General features: G+C 67.9%; 12 protein-coding genes. 11 read left to right on the top strand and 1 reads right to left on the bottom strand.

Going from position 1 to position 16,047, the window contains the following annotated elements; genetic code table 11:
* The first annotated feature begins 109 nt into the window (after positions 1-109).
* Both AC23D6_RS17735 and AC23D6_RS17730 read left to right on the top strand, forming a co-directional pair.
* Entirely contained in the window at positions 110-997 is an 888-nt protein-coding gene (locus AC23D6_RS17735) for a DMT family transporter (protein WP_487750524.1), read from the top strand.
* Between the two features lie 30 nt (positions 998-1,027).
* Positions 1,028-1,585 carry a DUF1453 domain-containing protein gene (locus AC23D6_RS17730; RefSeq protein WP_487750523.1) on the top strand — a complete coding sequence of 186 codons (558 nt, stop codon included), beginning with the start codon at positions 1,028-1,030 and terminating at the stop codon, positions 1,583-1,585.
* Between the two features lie 58 nt (positions 1,586-1,643).
* Here AC23D6_RS17730 and AC23D6_RS17725 read toward each other — a convergent pair whose 3' ends face one another.
* The gene (locus AC23D6_RS17725) at positions 1,644-2,282 is read right to left on the bottom strand and encodes an OmpW/AlkL family protein (RefSeq protein ID WP_487750522.1); all 639 of its coding nucleotides are present in this window, start codon (positions 2,280-2,282) and stop codon (positions 1,644-1,646) included.
* A gap of 278 nt (positions 2,283-2,560) precedes the next feature.
* Here AC23D6_RS17725 and AC23D6_RS17720 point away from each other — a divergent pair, with 278 nt between their 5' ends.
* From AC23D6_RS17720 to lpdA, 9 genes are all read left to right on the top strand, one after another.
* Positions 2,561-3,010 carry a DUF1801 domain-containing protein gene (locus AC23D6_RS17720; protein ID WP_487750521.1) on the top strand — a complete coding sequence of 150 codons (450 nt, stop codon included), beginning with the start codon at positions 2,561-2,563 and terminating at the stop codon, positions 3,008-3,010.
* Between the two features lie 5 nt (positions 3,011-3,015).
* Entirely contained in the window at positions 3,016-4,050 is a 1,035-nt protein-coding gene (locus AC23D6_RS17715; RefSeq protein WP_487750520.1) for a LacI family DNA-binding transcriptional regulator, read from the top strand.
* 240 nt (positions 4,051-4,290) lie between these two features.
* On the top strand, positions 4,291-7,296 hold the full coding sequence (gene pgmB, locus AC23D6_RS17710) for a beta-phosphoglucomutase (protein WP_487750519.1): 3,006 nt from the start codon (positions 4,291-4,293) through the stop codon (positions 7,294-7,296).
* 77 nt (positions 7,297-7,373) lie between these two features.
* Positions 7,374-9,779, top strand: coding sequence for a TonB-dependent receptor (locus tag AC23D6_RS17705; RefSeq protein ID WP_487750518.1), 2,406 nt, complete (start codon positions 7,374-7,376; stop codon positions 9,777-9,779).
* A 141-nt stretch (positions 9,780-9,920) separates the two neighbouring features.
* Positions 9,921-11,159 carry an MFS transporter gene (locus AC23D6_RS17700; protein ID WP_487750517.1) on the top strand — a complete coding sequence of 413 codons (1,239 nt, stop codon included), beginning with the start codon at positions 9,921-9,923 and terminating at the stop codon, positions 11,157-11,159.
* Positions 11,160-11,210: 51 nt separating this feature from the next.
* Positions 11,211-11,666, top strand: coding sequence for a DMT family transporter (locus tag AC23D6_RS17695; protein ID WP_487750516.1), 456 nt, complete (start codon positions 11,211-11,213; stop codon positions 11,664-11,666).
* Positions 11,667-11,738: 72 nt separating this feature from the next.
* Positions 11,739-12,191, top strand: a complete 453-nt coding sequence (locus tag AC23D6_RS17690; RefSeq protein WP_487752672.1) for a DNA-deoxyinosine glycosylase — start codon at positions 11,739-11,741, stop codon at positions 12,189-12,191.
* A 209-nt stretch (positions 12,192-12,400) separates the two neighbouring features.
* Complete coding sequence (locus AC23D6_RS17685; RefSeq protein WP_487750515.1) at positions 12,401-13,828, top strand: dihydrolipoyllysine-residue acetyltransferase; 1,428 nt, start codon at positions 12,401-12,403, stop codon at positions 13,826-13,828.
* 13 nt (positions 13,829-13,841) lie between these two features.
* A complete protein-coding gene (gene lpdA, locus AC23D6_RS17680) occupies positions 13,842-15,983 on the top strand; it encodes a dihydrolipoyl dehydrogenase (RefSeq protein WP_487750514.1) in 2,142 nt (713 codons plus the stop codon).
* Positions 15,984-16,047: the final 64 nt, after the last annotated feature.

The following is a 16,047-nucleotide window of genomic DNA, read 5'->3' as shown; positions in this document are numbered from 1 at the left end:
GGGTAATGCACGTGTGTGTGCAACGCTTCCTGTCATCGACCTGCCTGCGCGGGTAGTGCGCGCAGGGTAGCGCACGGGCGGCAAACGCGGCAGGAAGCGATAATGGCGCATGCCCAAGCCCCCCCGCCCCTCGCTCATGTCCGCCGTCCTGCTCATGCTGGCCGCCGTGCTGTCGTTCGCATTGATGGATGCGGGATTGAAGCTGCTCTCCTCGCAGTACCCACCGCTGCAGGTCGCGGCGTTGCGCGGGCTATCGTCGCTGCCGCTTGTGGCGATCTGGGTGCTGGCCACGGTACCGGCCCGTTCGCTGTTGCGCGTGCACTGGCCGCTGCACCTGCTGCGCGGCGTGCTGGGCATCGCGATGATGGCGGGGTTCGTCTATGGCCTGCGGACGATGCCGTTGTCCACGGCCTATGCCATCACCTTCGTCGCGCCGCTGCTGGTCACCGCGATGGCCGGGCCGCTGCTCAAGGAGAAGGTCGGCGCGGGCCGCTGGACCGCGATCGTGATCGGCCTGGTCGGGGTGCTGGTGATCCTGCGGCCGACCGGCGAGGGCATGCTGACCGCGGGTGGCCTGGCCATCCTCGTGGCGGCGATCTGCTACGCGCTGGGCGCGGTCACCGTGCGCATGCTGGCGCAGCGCGACAGCACGCAGGCGTTGGTGTTCTGGTTCGTCGTCCTGCTCTCGCTCGGCGCGTGGTTGCTCGCGCTGCCCGCGTGGGTGCCCCTGCAGGCCACGCATGGATGGATCATCGCCGGTGTAGGTGTGTCGGGCTCATTGGCGCAGGTGGCGCTGACCGAAGCCTTCCGTCGCGGCGAGGCCTCGCTGATCGCGCCACTCGAATACACTGCCCTGGTCTGGGGCGTGATCCTCGATGTCACCCTGTGGTCGGTACTGCCGGATGGCGTCACCTGGATCGGCGCCGGCATCATCGTCGCCAGCGGGCTATACCTGCTGCGCCGCGAGAAGGTGCACGTGGAAGCCGAGCACCCCTGAGGCGCCGCGCTTTTCGGGCATCATGCGGGCATGCCCATCGTCATCGCGCTGCTGATCCTGGTCCTGTCGCTCGCCCTATGGGTGGTGGCCCTGCCGCTGACGCTGTGGCAACGCTATCGCTACGGACGTGCGCGCCGCATGGCGCGCGACTGGCTGCTGGCGCTCAATGCGTGGAGCCTGCTGGTGTCGGTGGCGATCTTCCTCGCGATCAGCGCGCTGGGGCTTTTCTGGTGGCCGGACAGTCTGGTCGGCGCGGGCATCGGCCTGGCGGTGGGTGCGGTGCTGGGCCTGGTCGGCCTCGGCCTAACGCGCTGGGAAGTCGCGCCGCAGGGCGTGTTCTACCAACCCAATGCCTGGCTATCCCTGTTGCTGGTGGCGATTGTCGCGGGCCGCATCGTGCTCGGATTCGTGCAGATGGTGCAGTACTGGCAAGCCGGCAACGTGGCGCCCGCGCATGCGTTGTTGAGCGGCCATGGCAGCCTGCTTGCGGTCGCTGGCGTGCTGCTGGGCCACTACCTGGTCTATGCCTGGGGCGCGAAATGGCGGGTGGCGCGCTTGCGCCGCCTGCTGGGCCGGGGCGCACGCTGACAAGAAAAGACGGCGGGCCCGGAAGCCCGCCGCCGTATCGACGCGATGGAGCGATGGATCAGAAGCGCGCGCCGATACCCACACCCACGACCCACGGGTCGATCGTCAGTTCTTCGCCGGTGCCCTGGCCGGCCACGCGCACACCGGCGTCGCCCTTCAGATAGCGCGCGTCCGCGCGCGCGAACCAGGTCTCGTTGATGTTGAAGTCCACGCCGGCGGTCGCGATGGCGCCCTTGGCGGTCTCCAGGCCGACATGCGCATCGTCGCTGCCGATGCTCTCGTTACTGAAATTGGACTCGTAGTAGCCCAGGCCCACGAACGGACGCATCACCTTGTCCGGCGTACCGAAGTGGTACTGGCCGCTCAACGCGATCGGCTGCTGGTCGACGGTGCCGATCTTGCCGGCGCCATCGGCCTTGACGCGATGGTTGAACTTGTCCGCCGCGCCCCACAGTTCCACCGCGATGTTGTCGGTGGCGTACCAGCTGGCGCTGATCACGGGCGCGACGTCGCCGTCGATCTTCAGGCCGGGCGCGGGATCGCGGTCGGGCTTGAGGATGGCGGCCCCACCGACCACGGCGAAGCGCTTGCCGCTGGTGGAAGAGGACGCGGTGTCGGTCGAGGTGTCCTGGGCGAAGGCAGCGGGCACGGCCAGCAGCGAAGCAAGGGCGATCGTGAGGGTACGGATCGAAGTCATGCGGGGAATCTCCATTGTTGTGTTCTTATCGCCACCGATGACGCGACGCAGAGCGCGGAGTGCATCGAAGGCGTGCGCACCGTAACCAGGCGCGCATGAACGTCGGCCGCCCTGCGACGTGAACCAAACGCAACGCCGGCGAGAGCCAGCGCAGGTTCATCCGCTTTTCACTGCGCGTCGACATGCGGCCTTGGCGCGGGTCGCCCGAATGGGCGAAGTTCATCCCGCATGACGTGGCGGCGCGGCTGCGCTAATGTCGCGACGAACAGGAGGCGGCTATGGCCAGCAGCAAGGCGAAGACGGTGGAGGAGTACCTGGCGGAACTGCCCGGCGATCGCCGCACGGTGATCGCGTCGGTCCGCGATCTGGTCAACCGGCACATTCCTGACGGCTACGTCGAGGCGATGAACTGGGGCATGATCGCGTGGGAGGTACCGCTGTCGCGCTACCCGACCACCTACAACAAGCAGCCGCTGGCTTATGTGGCGCTGGCCGCGCAAAAACAGTACTACGCGCTGTACCTGACGGTGTGCTACGCCAACTCCGCGCAGGACGTGGTGTTGCGCAATGCGTACGCCGACGCGGGCAAACGGCTGGACATGGGGAAGAGTTGCCTGCGATTCAAATCGCCGGAAGACTTGCTGCCCGAGGTGATCGGCGCGGTGATCGCCTCCACGCCGGTGGATACGCTTATTGCACAATACGAAGCCAGCCGCGCACGGACGTGACCCGCATGCCTTCCGCCAAACGCAAGCGTCCCACCGGTCGCGCCACGACGGCGCTGCCATCGCCCGGCGATCACCTGACGATGGCGGACCTGGCGAAAGTCGCGGGTGTTTCGGCGATCACCGTCTCGCGCGCGCTGCGCGACAGCCCGCTGGTGAACGCGGAGACGCGCGCCCGCGTGCGCGAGGTGGCACAGCAGTACGGGTATTCGTTCAACGTCAGTGCCCGCAACCTCAAGCTCCGCCGCAGCATGACGGTGGCGGTGGTGGTGGAGATGAAGCCCACCGTCGAACGGCAGATGTCCGGGCCCTATCCCCTCGATCTGCTGGGCGGCATCACCCAGGAACTCACCTCCATTGGCTACAGCGTGCTGCTGACCTCGCTGCAGGGCGGTTCGCTGCCGAACGTGCAGGCGGCCGACGGGGTGATCCTGCTCGGCCAGGGCGCGCACGAGGATGCGATGCATGAAGTGCAGCGCTGGGGCCGTCCGATGGTCGTCTGGGGCGCCGTGAGCCGGCACGAATCGCAAGTCGTGGTGGGCAGCGACAACCAGCGGGGGGGCGCGCTGGCGGCGGAACGCTTCATCGCGCTGGGGCGTCGGCGGCCCGCGTTCCTGGGTGACCCCGCGCATGGCGAATTCGCCGAGCGCCTGGAGGGGTTCGGCAGCGCGCTCGCCCGGCATGGCATCGCGCCGCTGACCCCGACCGTCGCGAGTTTCACCGTCAGCGCCGGTGCGGAGGCGGTGCATGCGCTGCTGGAGGCGCACCCGCAGGTCGACGCCCTGTTCGCGGCCAGCGACCTGCTGGCCATCGGTGCGATCCGTGCGTTGATCGAGCGCGGCCGGCGGGTGCCGGAGGATGTCTCGGTGATCGGCTACGACGACTCCCCGTTGGGCGCGACCTATGTGCCGCCGCTGACCTCGGTGCACCAGAATTTCATCGATGCCGGCGTCCTCCTGGCCCGCAAGGTGCGGGCGCTGATTGAAGGCGGCGAGGCGGCCTCCGAGACCCTGCCGACCCATCTGGTGGTCCGCACGACCTGAGCGCATCGCGCTGCTGCATCGCAGCGTCCACCCGGTGGACACGCCGCCGGTACGCCCCGCGCGGACGCGTCTTCAACTTCTTGAATGGAAAGGCGCTTCTTCACGCCGGGGAGGCCGGGCAGCGGCTTCTGTCTTCTCACACAAGACGCTTTGACATCGATAACTTGACATCGATAACAACGGCTCCTAGCGTGCGCTCGCTCACCCGTTCGGGTGGTCAGGTTCAGAGTGAGGATGTCGGTGGAACAGCGTTCGGACACAACACAGGCGGGCCCGCGTTCCGGCGAGGGCCGGACCGACCCGTGGCGGCTTAGCCAGCCGGCCTTCGACCCCGCGCGTGCCGCGCGCGACGAAACCCTGTTCGCCCTCGCCAACGGCACGCTGGGGGTGCGCGGGGCGCTGGAGGAGGACGACAGCCCCAGCGATGGCACGTTCCTGTCGAGCGTGTTCGAACAGAACCCGATCCATTACCACGAGCGCTTCCCGGGCTTCACCCGCAGCACCGATACCCGCGTGCCGGTGGCCGAAGGCAAGCACATCCGCCTGCGCCTGGGCGACACGCCCCTGCGGCTGCAGGATGCCGAGTGGCTCGACTTCGAGCGCACGCTGGATCTCGCCGCGGGCACGTTGGACCGCCGCCTGCGCTTGAAAACCGCGCAGGGGCATACGCTGGAGATCCGCGCCCGACGCGTGGTGCCGCTGGAGGAGCGCGCGTTGCTGGCGATCCGCTTCGAAGTCGCGTCCATCGACTACGCGGGCCCGCTGACCCTGTGTTCGTCCATCGAGACCGGACGGCAGGCGGTGGAGCAGGGCGACGACCCGCGCATCGGCGTGCACGGAGGCAAGGAGCTGGAGGTGGCCGACGAGCAGGCCGATGCGGAAGGCGCGCAGCTCACCCAGCGGACTCATCACAGCGGCGTCGCCCTGGTCTGCGCGCAGCGGCATCGGTTGTCGCCGGGCCTGGTGTTCGTTGGTGCGGACGTGGGCGCGGGCCGGGTGGAGCAGCGCTTTTCCGCCACGCTGTCACCCGGCGCATCGGTGGTCATCGAAAAGTACGTGGCCTACGACGACGGCAACGGCCGCGCGCACGACGGCGCGAACGCGGTGCTGGCGCGGGCATTGCGCGACGGTTTCGAGAGCATCGCCGCCGCCCAGGCCGACGCGATGCAGGCGTTCTGGCAACGCGCCGGTCTGTCGGTTGACGGGGACGCCGCCGCGGAACTCGCGCTGCGCTTCAACCTGTTCCACCTGCTGCAATCGGCCGGCCGCGACGGCATCAACGGCACCGCGGCCAAGGGCATCACCGGCGAAGGCTACGAGGGGCATTGCTTCTGGGATACCGAAGCCTTCGTGTTGCCGGTCATGGCCTTTACCGCGCCGGACGTGGCGCGCGCGATGCTGATGTACCGCTTCCGTACCCTCGACGGCGCGCGCGACACCGCCCGCGCGATGAACCATCCGCGTGGCGCGCTGTATCCGTGGCGCACCATCGCCGGCCGCGAATGTTCCGCGCACTATCCCAGCGGGTCGGCGGCGTACCACATCAACGCCGCCATCGCCTACGGGATCGGGCTTTATCTCGACGCCAGCGATGATCTCGACTTCCTCAGCGAGGCTGGCGCCGAGATTCTTTTCGAAACCGCGCGGATCTGGCCGCAGGCGGGCCACTTCAATCCGCGGCTCGACGGCGCGTTCTGCATCCACGAAGTGACCGGCCCCGACGAGTACACCACGCTGGTCAACAACAACTGGTACACCAACCGGATGGCCCAGCGGCATCTGCAGCGCGCCGTCGATGCCTGGCACCGCCTGTCCGCAGACCGTCCTGACGCGCTGCGCGCGCTGGCGGCGCGCATTGGGCTGGAGGCGGCCGAGGTGGCGCTGTGGCAGCGCGCCGCCGATGCCATGCACCTGCCGGTCGACGACGCACTGGGCATTCACCCGCAGGACGACGATTTCCTCGCCAAGCCGCGCTGGCCGTTCCCGAAGCGCGAAGGGCCGCATCGCCCGCTGCTGCTCGATTACCACCCGCTCACCCTGTACCGCCACCAGGTCTGCAAGCAGGCCGACGTGGTGATGGCGATGGTGCTCGCCGGCGATGGTGTCGACCTGGCCACGAAGCGGCGCGACTTCGACTACTACGACGCGGTTACCACCCACGATTCGACGCTTTCCGCGCCGGTGTACGGCATCCTCGCCAGTGAAGTCGGCCAGGACGGCAAGGCCTGGGACTACTTCGACGCCAGCCTGCGCGTGGACCTGGACGACCTGCATGGCAACACCGACCACGGCGTACACATGGCCGCGATGGCCGGCAGCTGGCTGGGCCTGGTGCAGGGCTTCGGCGGGCTGCGCGTGGTGGGCGGGCGCCTGCAGTTCGCGCCGACGCTGCCCGTGGCGTGGCGCGGCTACGGCTTCAACCTGCGATGGCGCGGCTGCGCGCTACGCGTCGATGTGGACGCCCGTGGGGCGCGCTACCGCCTCGACGAAGGCGATGTATTGGCGTTCGGCCATGCTGGCAGCGAGGTGGTGCTGAAGCCCGGCCGCGACGTGGTGCTGCCGCTGGCGGTGCCGTCGCCACCGAAGCGGTCGCTGCCGCGCCCGTGCGATGCGCTGATCTTCGACCTCGATGGCGTCTTGACCGATACCGCGCACACGCATTACCGGGCGTGGAAACGGCTGGCCGACGAGATCGGCGTGCCGTTCGACCTGCAGGTCAACGAACGCCTGAAGGGCGTGGACCGCATGGCGTCGCTGGAGATCATCCTGGAGCGTGCCACGCGCACGTACTCGGCCGAGGAAAAACGCGCGTTGGCGGACACGAAGAACGGCTACTACGTGCAGGAGATCGCGAACGTGGGGCCGCAGGACCTGTTCGACGGCGTGCGCGAGGTGTTGGACGCCGCACGCGCCGCCGGCCTGAAACTGGGCCTGGCCTCGGCCAGCCGCAACGCACCGGCGCTGCTGGACAAGCTGGGCATCGTCGACCGCTTCGACTACATCGCCGATGCCGGCCGCATCGTCAGGGCCAAGCCCGACCCGGCCATCTTCCTCGATGTCGCCGCCGCGCTTGGCGTACCGCCGCACCGCTGCATCGGCGTGGAAGACGCCGCGGCGGGCATCGAGGCCATCCATGCGGCGGGCATGGCCGCGATCGGCATCGGTGACGCGCGCGCGCTGCGCCACGCCGACGCCGTCATCCCGCACATCAAAGAGTTCGACCTGAGGACGTTCGTATCGCCTTGACCGCACGTGGCCACAGAAGCCGCGGCGGCCAGCCAGCCAACAACACGACAACAACAATGCAAGTGGAGGGAGGGACCATGCAACACACCAAGCACCCGATGCGCTATGCCCTGTCGGCCGCCATCGCGCTGGCGCTATCGCCGGCGCTGGCGAGCGCGCAGGAAGCCGCACCCGCGGCGCCTGCCGACCAGGAGGCCAAGACGCTCGACGCCGTGGTCGTCAGCGGCACGGCAAAGTTCAAGGGCCTGCGCAAGCGCGACGCCAGCTTCTCGATCAGCACCGCCACGCCGGAACAGATCCAGGAAACCGCGCCCACCAGCACCGCCGACCTGCTGAAGATCGTGCCCGGCGTCTGGGCCGAGGCCAGCGGCGGCGGCACCGGCGCCAACGTCTTCGTGCGCGGCATGCCCTCCGAGGGCGACGCGCCGTTCTTCACCCTGCAGCTGGACGGCTCGCCGATTTTCCCGCCGCCGACGCTGTCGTTCCTCGAGAACACCACGCTGTTCCGCATCGACGACACCATCGCCCGCGTCGAAGGCCTGCGTGGTGGCCCCAGCCCCATCTATTCGAATGGCCAGCCCGGTGTGACCGTCAACTTCATCCAGAAGAAGGGCGAGGACACGCCCGAGGGCCTGGTGCGCCTGACCGTGGGCACGGACGACCTGCGCCGCGTCGATTTCTACAGCGGCGGGCCGCTGGGCGCCGACACCGGCTGGTACTACAGCGTGGGCGGTTTCTATCGCGAGACCGACGGCGTGCGCCAGACCGGATTCCCGGTGGAGAAGGGCGGCCAGCTGAGCGCTACGCTGACCAAGCGCTGGGCCGAGGGCGAATTCAACCTTTACGCGCGCCACACCGACGACAAGAACACGTTCTATACGGCGGTACCGCTGGTTTCGCGCAACAACGGCGAGGACATCTCCAACTTCCCCGGCCTGGACGCCACTACCGGTACGCTGGTCGGTGACGACTTCCGTCGCGTGACCCTGCCCACCGGCGTCGGCAACCAGACGATGACGCGCGACCTGGCCGACGGTCGCGGCGTGGACATCGACGTGTTCGGCGGGTCGCTGGACTGGTACGTCGGCAACTGGACGATCAGCGACAAGTTCAACTACCTCAAGGGCGATGCGCCGACCTACGCGCTGTTCACGGGCGCGAACCCGCAGACGCTTTCGTCCTACATCACCGACACCTACGGCGCGGGCGTCACCGGCACCGGCACCTTCGTCAACGGTGGCGGCGCCGTGGACCCGAACCAGCAGGTGCTGACGGCCGGGTTCTGGGTGGTGGAGAAAGAGATCAGCTCGTTCACCAACGACCTGCGCTTCAGCATCGACCTGACCGACAACAACGCGCTGACGTTCGGCGTGTACTACGCGGACTATTCGTCCAAGGACCGCTGGTGGCTGGGCAACAACATGCTGCTCACGGCGCAGGACAACGCGCGTCGCGTGAACCTGGCGCTGTCCAACGGGCAGGTCGCCACGCGCGACGGCTTCGTGGGTACTTCCTTCTACAACATCCGCGGCGATTACGACGGCCAGAACACGGCCTTCTTCATCGCCGACGAGTGGACGGTCAACGACCGCATCCGCCTGGATGCCGGCGTGCGCTACGAGCGACAGGAAGTGGACGGCACGGTGTGGGATCCGATCACCGTCGATCTGGACGGCAATCCGAACACGCTGTACGACAACAACACCTCGGTTTCCACCACGCCGCGCAGCATCGATCAGAACGACAGCGACGTGTCCTGGACGGCCGGCCTGAACTACACGCTCAACGAAAGCGTCAGCCTGTTCGGCCGGGTCAACTCGGGCTTCACCTTCCCGCAGTTCGACAACCTGCGCGACGGGGCCAACAACAAGACCGAGATCGACCAGTACGAGCTGGGCCTGAAGGCCGGCGGCGAGACGTACGAGATGTACGTCACCGCGTTCTACAACGACTTCACCGGCTTGCGGTACCAGGCGTTCGACAACAACGGCAACAACGTCGTCATCATCGGCGACTCGAAAGCCCGAGGCCTAGAATTCGAGGGCGCGTGGCGCCCGGCCGGCGGCTTCGAGCTGGCGTGGAACGCGACGTGGCTGCGCGCCAAGTACGGCGACTTCTCGACGTTCGACGGCAACCAGGTGGTGCGCCAGCCGAAGTTCCGCGCGCGGTTGACGCCCAGCTACTACTGGTCGCTGCCATGGGGCGACCTGAAGGTGTTCAGCACCTACACGCACGTCGGCGATCGCTATTCCGATCCCGCCAACGGCCAGGTGCTGCCGAAGTACGACACCTGGGACGTCGGTGCCAGCGCGCACGTGGGCGACCATTGGGAATTCACCTTCTCGGGTCGCAACGTCACCGACGAGATCGCGCTGACCGAGGGCAACGCCCGCGTGTTGGGCAACGCGACCAGCGGCGGCGTTTTCATGGGCCGTCCGCTGGAAGGCACCTCGTACCAGGCCTCCGTCGCCTATCGCTGGTGACGCCCCGCGGCCCGCGTCGCCGCGGGCCGCCATCCGCCGCCGTGCCGTCTCTCCCCGGCGCGGCGGCGGATATCCTCTTCGCTCTTGGCGTCGCGCGGCAGGGCCGCGCCGACGTCGCGCACCTACCGACCGGTAACGCCCATGACGCGCACCCGCATGATCCTGGCGATGATCCTGACCTACATGATCTTCGCCATGCTGTTGAACTCCGTGGGCACGGTGATCCTGCAGTCCCAGGGGTTCGGCATCAGCAAGGCCGATGCGAGCCTGCTGGAAGCATTCAAGGACCTGCCCATCGCGATCACGTCGTTCCTGGTGGCGTCGTTCCTGCCACGGTTGGGCTATCGCCGCGCCATGATGCTCGGCCTGCTGCTGGTCGCCGGCGCGTGCGCCGCCATGCCGCTGCTGCACGCATTCTGGGCGACCAAGCTGCTGTTCACGACGGTCGGCGTGTCGTTCGCGTTGGTGAAGGTATCGGTGTATTCCAGCATCGGCCTGCTGACCGACGATGCGAAAGCGCACGCCGCGCTCACCAGTTCGGTGGAAGGCTGGTTCATGGTCGGCATCCTCGGAAGTGCGTGGCTGTTCGCCGCCTTCATCAATGCCGATGTGCCGGGCGATCCGGTCTGGCTGGATGTCTATTGGGTGCTGGCGGCACTATGCCTCGCCGTGGTCGTCCTGCTGGCGACCTGCAGCCTGGATGAGCGCGCGGCGCAGGACGGCCACGCGGCGGGCGAATCGTTCGTCGACATGTTCCGCCTGCTGGCGTTGCCGCTGGTGGCGGTGTTCCTGGTATCGGCCTTCCTCTATGTGCTGATGGAGCAGGCCATCAATACCTGGCTGCCGACGTTCAACCGCGAGATCCTGCACCTGCCGACCACGCTCAGCGTGCAGGCAGCGGGGATCTTCGCCGGCTCGTTGGCGCTGGGCCGGCTGGGCGGCGGCGTGCTGCTGCGGCGCGTGCCCTGGTTCTGGTTGCTGGCCGGCTGCGTGGTCGCGATGGCGGCATTGGTGCTGGTGGCGCTGCCGCTGGCCGCCAACGTGCAGCCGCGCGACGGCATGACGTGGTGGAACGCGCCGCTGGCGGCGTATGTGTTCCCGCTGATCGGCCTGCTGATGGCGCCGATCTACCCTGCCATCAACTCCGTGGTGCTGAGCGCGCTGCCGAAGGCACGGCATGCGGCGATGACGGGTTTGATCGTGGTGTTCTCCGCGCTGGGCGGGACCACCGGCTCGTACATCACCGGTCAGCTTTTCGCCCACTTCGATGGATCGCGCGCGTTCTACCTGCTGCTGGCGCCGATGGCGATGCTGCTGGTGTCGATGGCACTGCTGCGTCGCGCGGTGTCCCGGCGCGATGGCGCGGTGGCGCCGGCCTGAAATCGCGGGGCTTGGCGTATCGTGTCGTTCTTTCCCGGCACGAGACCCGATATGAACGCGACCGGCGTCGCCCTCGCCCTCTTCATCGGCATGCTGCTGCCGCTCCAGGCGCTGATCAACGCCTCGCTGGGCAGGCAGACCTTCGGTCCGGTGTTCGCTTCGCTCACCTCCTTCATGGTGGGGACGGGCGTATTGCTGGCGTGGTGGCTGCTGACGCGACCGGTATTCGTGCCTGCGGCCCTGGGCAAGGTGCCGTGGTGGGCGTGGACGGGCGGTGTGATCGGCGCAGTGTTCGTCGCGTCCGCGACGCTGCTGGTGCCACGGCTCGGCGCCGCCTCGCTGATCTGCCTGGTCGTCGCGGGGCAGCTGGTGGGTTCGGTGCTGCTCGACCATTTCGGCGTACTGCACGCGCGCCAGCCGGTGGACTCGCTGCGCGTCATCGGCCTGCTGCTGGTCGTGGCCGGTGCGGTGCTGGTGGTGCGGCCTTGGCAGTCCGCGGGCGGCTGAGACGTGCCGGAGCTGCTGGTTGGCTTGCCGCCGCGCGCCGATGCGCAATGCCGCGTGCTGGTGCTCGGCTCGATGCCCGGAGGCGCGTCCCTGCAGGAGGCGCAGTACTACGCGCATCCGCGCAACCGCTTCTGGCCGGTGATGGCCGCCGTGTGCGGCTTCGCGCCCGACCTGCCGTATGACGCGCGTCTGGAGGCACTGCGGCAGGCGGGCGTAGGTTTGTGGGATGTCATCGGGCGTTGCGAGCGCAAGGGCAGCCTGGACAGCGCCATCGTTCGCGGCAGCGAAGTGCCCAACCCCATCGCTGACTGGTTGACGACGCATCCGCAGGTCACGGCGATCGCGCTCAACGGTGGCAAGGCGGCGGAAGCGTTCCGCAGGCATATCCGGCCGACGCTGCCCGACGACGCAGCTCTAGTCACGTTCGCCCTGCCGTCGACCAGTCCGGCGCATGCGGCGATGGGGCTGCCTGGCCTGGTGGATGCGTGGCGCGCGATCGCGCCGTTCCTCCGCACGACCGTCTGACAATGCGGCGGCGTATCGTGCATGTTCGCCCTGGCGAACCAAAGCGATACCAATGGCTTCGCGCAGCGGCGGCCAAGGCGTCCCTGCCGTTGCTGCGGCACGCAATGTCCCGGCGGGGACAGCAATTAACACCAAGGGATGGTTGGCGCATCGCGCCACTGCGGACACAATAGGGGTTCCCCTCTTCACGCCCGCACCGGAGTAACGCCATGTCCGACATCAAGGAAGCCAAAGTCCCCGATATCGGTGACTACGACGGCGTACCGGTGATCGAGATCCTGGTCGCCGTGGGTGACACGGTGGAGAAGGATCAGGGTCTGGTCACGCTGGAGTCCGACAAGGCGACGATGGAAGTGCCGTCCGCCTTCGCCGGGGTGGTGAAGGAAATCAAGGTCAAGCTGGGCGACGAGATCGCTGAAGGCGCCGTCGTCGCGTTGATCGAAGTCAGCGAAGGCGCCGCCGAGGCCACGCCCGCCGCCACGCCCGCCCCGACGCCGACCGCCGAAACCGGCACGAAGGTCGAGCCGGTCGCCGTGTCCACGACGCCGGACAAGCTGGCCCAGCGCGAGATCGCGCAGGAGCGCGCCGCGCCGGCCGTGGCGCCGGTTGCCTCGCGTGTGCTGGACGACAAGCCGGGCATCGATCCGGAAGCCTCGCCGCCGCGCACTCCGCCGGTGGAGTTCAATGCCGATCGCGTGCTGCCGGAGAAGGTCGCCTACGCCAGCCCGGCGGTACGCCTGTTCGCACGCGAGCTGGGCGTGGACCTCAACCAGGTGAAGGGAACCGAGCGCGGGGGCCGCATCAGCAAGGAAGACGTGCAGAAGTACGTCAAGGGCGCGCTGGCCGGCGGCGTGGCCGCACCGGCGTCCGCCGCTGCACGTGTCGCCGCCGGTGGCGGACTCAACCTGCTGCCGTGGCCGAAGGTCGACTTCAGCAAGTTCGGCGAGACCGAAGTCGTCGCGCTGTCGCGCATCAAGAAGATCTCCGGCGCCAACCTGGCGCGCAACTGGGCGATGATCCCGCACGTCACCCAGCATGACCACGCCGACATCACCGACCTGGAAGCGCTGCGTGTGGCGCTGAACAAGGAAAACGAGAAGGCGGGCATCAAGCTCACCATGCTCGCCTTCCTGATGAAGGCCAGCGTGTCGGCGCTGAAGAAGTTCCCCGATTTCAACGCCTCGCTTGACGCCAGCGGCGAGAACCTCACGCTGAAGAAGTACTTCCACGTGGGCTTCGCCGCCGACACGCCGAACGGCCTGGTCGTGCCGGTGATCCGTGACGTCGACAAGAAGGGCGTCAACGAGATCGCAAAGGAAAGCGGCGAGCTGGCGAAGAAAGCGCGCGAAGGCAAGCTCGGCCCGGCCGAGATGTCGGGCGGCTGCTTCTCGATCTCCTCGCTGGGCGGCATCGGTGGCGTGGCGTTCACGCCCATCGTCAATGCGCCGGAGGTAGCGATCCTCGGCGTGTCGAAGTCCTCGATCCAGCCGGTCTGGGACGGCAAACAGTTCCAGCCGCGCCTGATGCTGCCGCTGTCGCTGAGCTACGACCACCGCGTGATCGACGGCGCCGCCGCCGCGCGCTTCACCGCCTATCTTGCCCAGCTGCTCGGCGACATGCGCCGCGTGCTGCTGTAAGGAGGCCGAGACCATGGCGAACACGATTGAAGTCAAAGTCCCCGACATCGGCGATTACAGCGATGTGCCGGTCATCGAAATCCTGGTCGCCGTCGGCGACACGGTGAAGAAGGACCAGGGTCTGGTCACGCTGGAGTCCGACAAGGCCACGCTGGAAGTGCCGTCCTCGGCGGCCGGCGTGGTGAAGGAACTCAAGGTCAAGCTGGGCGATACGCTGTCCGAAGGCAGTGTGGTGGCTGTGCTGGAAGCCGAGGGCGTTGCGGCATCCGCGCCGGCGCCCGCCGCTCCCGCCAAACCTTCGCCTGCGGCTGCACCGGCGACGCAGGCCGCGCCCGCGCCTGCGGCACCCGCCGCGGCCCCCGCGCCGTCCGGCGGTGGCGGCCTGATCGAAGCCAAGGTGCCCGACATCGGCGACTACGACGGTGTACCGGTCATCGAGATCCTGGTCGCCGTCGGCGACACGGTGAAGAAGGACCAGGGCCTGGTCACGCTGGAGTCGGACAAGGCGACGATGGAAGTGCCGTCGCCCGCCGCCGGCGTAGTGAAGGAAATCAAGGTCAAGCTCGGCGACGAGTTGGCTGAAGGCAGTCTCGTCGCGATTCTGGAAGGCGAGGGCGCCGCCGCGGCACCGGCCAAGTCCGCTCCCGTCACGCCGTCGCCCGCCGCCCCTGCCGCATCGGCCACTTCGGCGCCGAAGCCGGCGCTGGGCACCGGCAAGACGGCCGACATCGAATGCCGCATCGTCGTGATCGGCTCCGGCCCGGGCGGCTACACGGCCGCGTTCCGCGCCGCCGACCTCGGATTGGATACGGTGCTGATCGAGCGCTACGAAGCGCTCGGCGGCGTCTGCCTCAACGTGGGCTGCATCCCGTCGAAGGCGCTGCTGCATGCGGCGGCCTTGATCGACGAAGCGGCGCATTCGGACGAGATCGGCATCAGCTTCGGCAAGCCGAAGATCGACATCGACAAGCTGCGCAGCTTCAAGCAGGACAAAGTGGTCGGCCAGTTCACCAAGGGCCTGGCCGGCATGGCCAAGCAGCGCAAGGTGCGCACGGTCACCGGGGTGGCGAAGTTCGTCTCGCCGAATGAACTGGAGATCGTGGGCAGCGAAGGCAAGACGCAGCTGCTGCGCTTCGAGCAATGCATCATTGCCGCCGGTTCGCAGGCGGTGAAGCTGCCGAACTTCCCGTGGGACGACCCGCGCGTGATGGATTCCACCGACGCGCTTCAGCTGGCCGAGGTGCCGAAGAAGCTGCTCGTTGTCGGCGGCGGCATCATCGGCCTGGAAATGGCGACGGTGTACCGCGCGCTGGGCGCCGAAGTCACCGTGGTCGAGTTCATGGACCAGCTGATGCCGGGCGCCGACAAGGACCTGGTGAAGCCGCTGGCCGACCGCCTGAAGAAGCAGGGCGTGGCCGTGCACCTGAAGACCAAGGCCGCCAAGGTCGAAGCGTCGAAGAAGGGCATCACCGTGGGCTTCGAGAGCGCCATCGAAGGCCAGACGCCGGAGCTGGCATCCGGCACGTTCGATCGTGTGCTGGTCGCGGTAGGCCGGTCGCCGAACGGCGGCAAGCTCGATGCCGACAAGGCCGGCGTCACCGTCACCGACCGCGGCTTCATCCCGGTCGATGCGCAGATGCGCACCAACGTGCCGCATATCTTCGCCATCGGCGACCTGGTGGGCCAGCCGATGCTGGCGCACAAGGCCACGCACGAGGGCAAGCTGGCCGCGGAAGTGGCGGCCGGCGAGAAGAAGGAGTGGGTGGCGCGGGTGATCCCGTCGGTGGCCTACACCGATCCGGAAATCGCTTGGGTCGGCGTGACCGAGACCGAAGCCAAGGCGAAGGGCCTGAAGATCGGCGTGGGCAAGTTCCCATGGGTGGCGTCCGCGCGCGCGGTCGGCATCGGCCGTGGCGAGGGCTTCACCAAGCTCATCTTCGACGAGCACACCCATCGCATCATCGGCGCCGGCATCGTCGGCGTACATGCGGGCGACCTGATCAGCGAACTGGCACTGGCGATCGAGATGGGCGCGGAAGCCGGCGACATCGGCGCGACCATCCATCCGCACCCGACGCTCAGCGAGTCGGTGGCGATGGCGGCCGAAGTCTACGAAGGCACGATCACCGACCTGTACATCCCGAAGAAGAAGTAAGCGCCACCTGCGGGTGCACAACGAAAAGGCCGCGCATCAGCGCGGCCTTTTCCATTCGAGGCGG

Source organism: Pseudoxanthomonas sp. G3 (genome assembly GCF_057654715.1).
Note: the sequence above shows the minus strand (reverse complement) of the source record. Positions and strands in the feature narration are given on the sequence as shown.

Coding starts and splice junctions, on each gene's coding strand:
- AC23D6_RS17735 (WP_487750524.1), top strand. CDS start 110: ATGCCCAAGCCCCCCCGCCCCTCGCTCATGTCCGCCGTCCTGCTCATG.
- AC23D6_RS17730 (WP_487750523.1), top strand. CDS start 1,028: ATGCCCATCGTCATCGCGCTGCTGATCCTGGTCCTGTCGCTCGCCCTA.
- AC23D6_RS17725 (WP_487750522.1), bottom strand. CDS start 2,282: ATGACTTCGATCCGTACCCTCACGATCGCCCTTGCTTCGCTGCTGGCC.
- AC23D6_RS17720 (WP_487750521.1), top strand. CDS start 2,561: ATGGCCAGCAGCAAGGCGAAGACGGTGGAGGAGTACCTGGCGGAACTG.
- AC23D6_RS17715 (WP_487750520.1), top strand. CDS start 3,016: ATGCCTTCCGCCAAACGCAAGCGTCCCACCGGTCGCGCCACGACGGCG.
- AC23D6_RS17705 (WP_487750518.1), top strand. CDS start 7,374: ATGCAACACACCAAGCACCCGATGCGCTATGCCCTGTCGGCCGCCATC.
- AC23D6_RS17700 (WP_487750517.1), top strand. CDS start 9,921: ATGACGCGCACCCGCATGATCCTGGCGATGATCCTGACCTACATGATC.
- AC23D6_RS17695 (WP_487750516.1), top strand. CDS start 11,211: ATGAACGCGACCGGCGTCGCCCTCGCCCTCTTCATCGGCATGCTGCTG.
- AC23D6_RS17690 (WP_487752672.1), top strand. CDS start 11,739: ATGCCCGGAGGCGCGTCCCTGCAGGAGGCGCAGTACTACGCGCATCCG.
- AC23D6_RS17685 (WP_487750515.1), top strand. CDS start 12,401: ATGTCCGACATCAAGGAAGCCAAAGTCCCCGATATCGGTGACTACGAC.
- lpdA (WP_487750514.1), top strand. CDS start 13,842: ATGGCGAACACGATTGAAGTCAAAGTCCCCGACATCGGCGATTACAGC.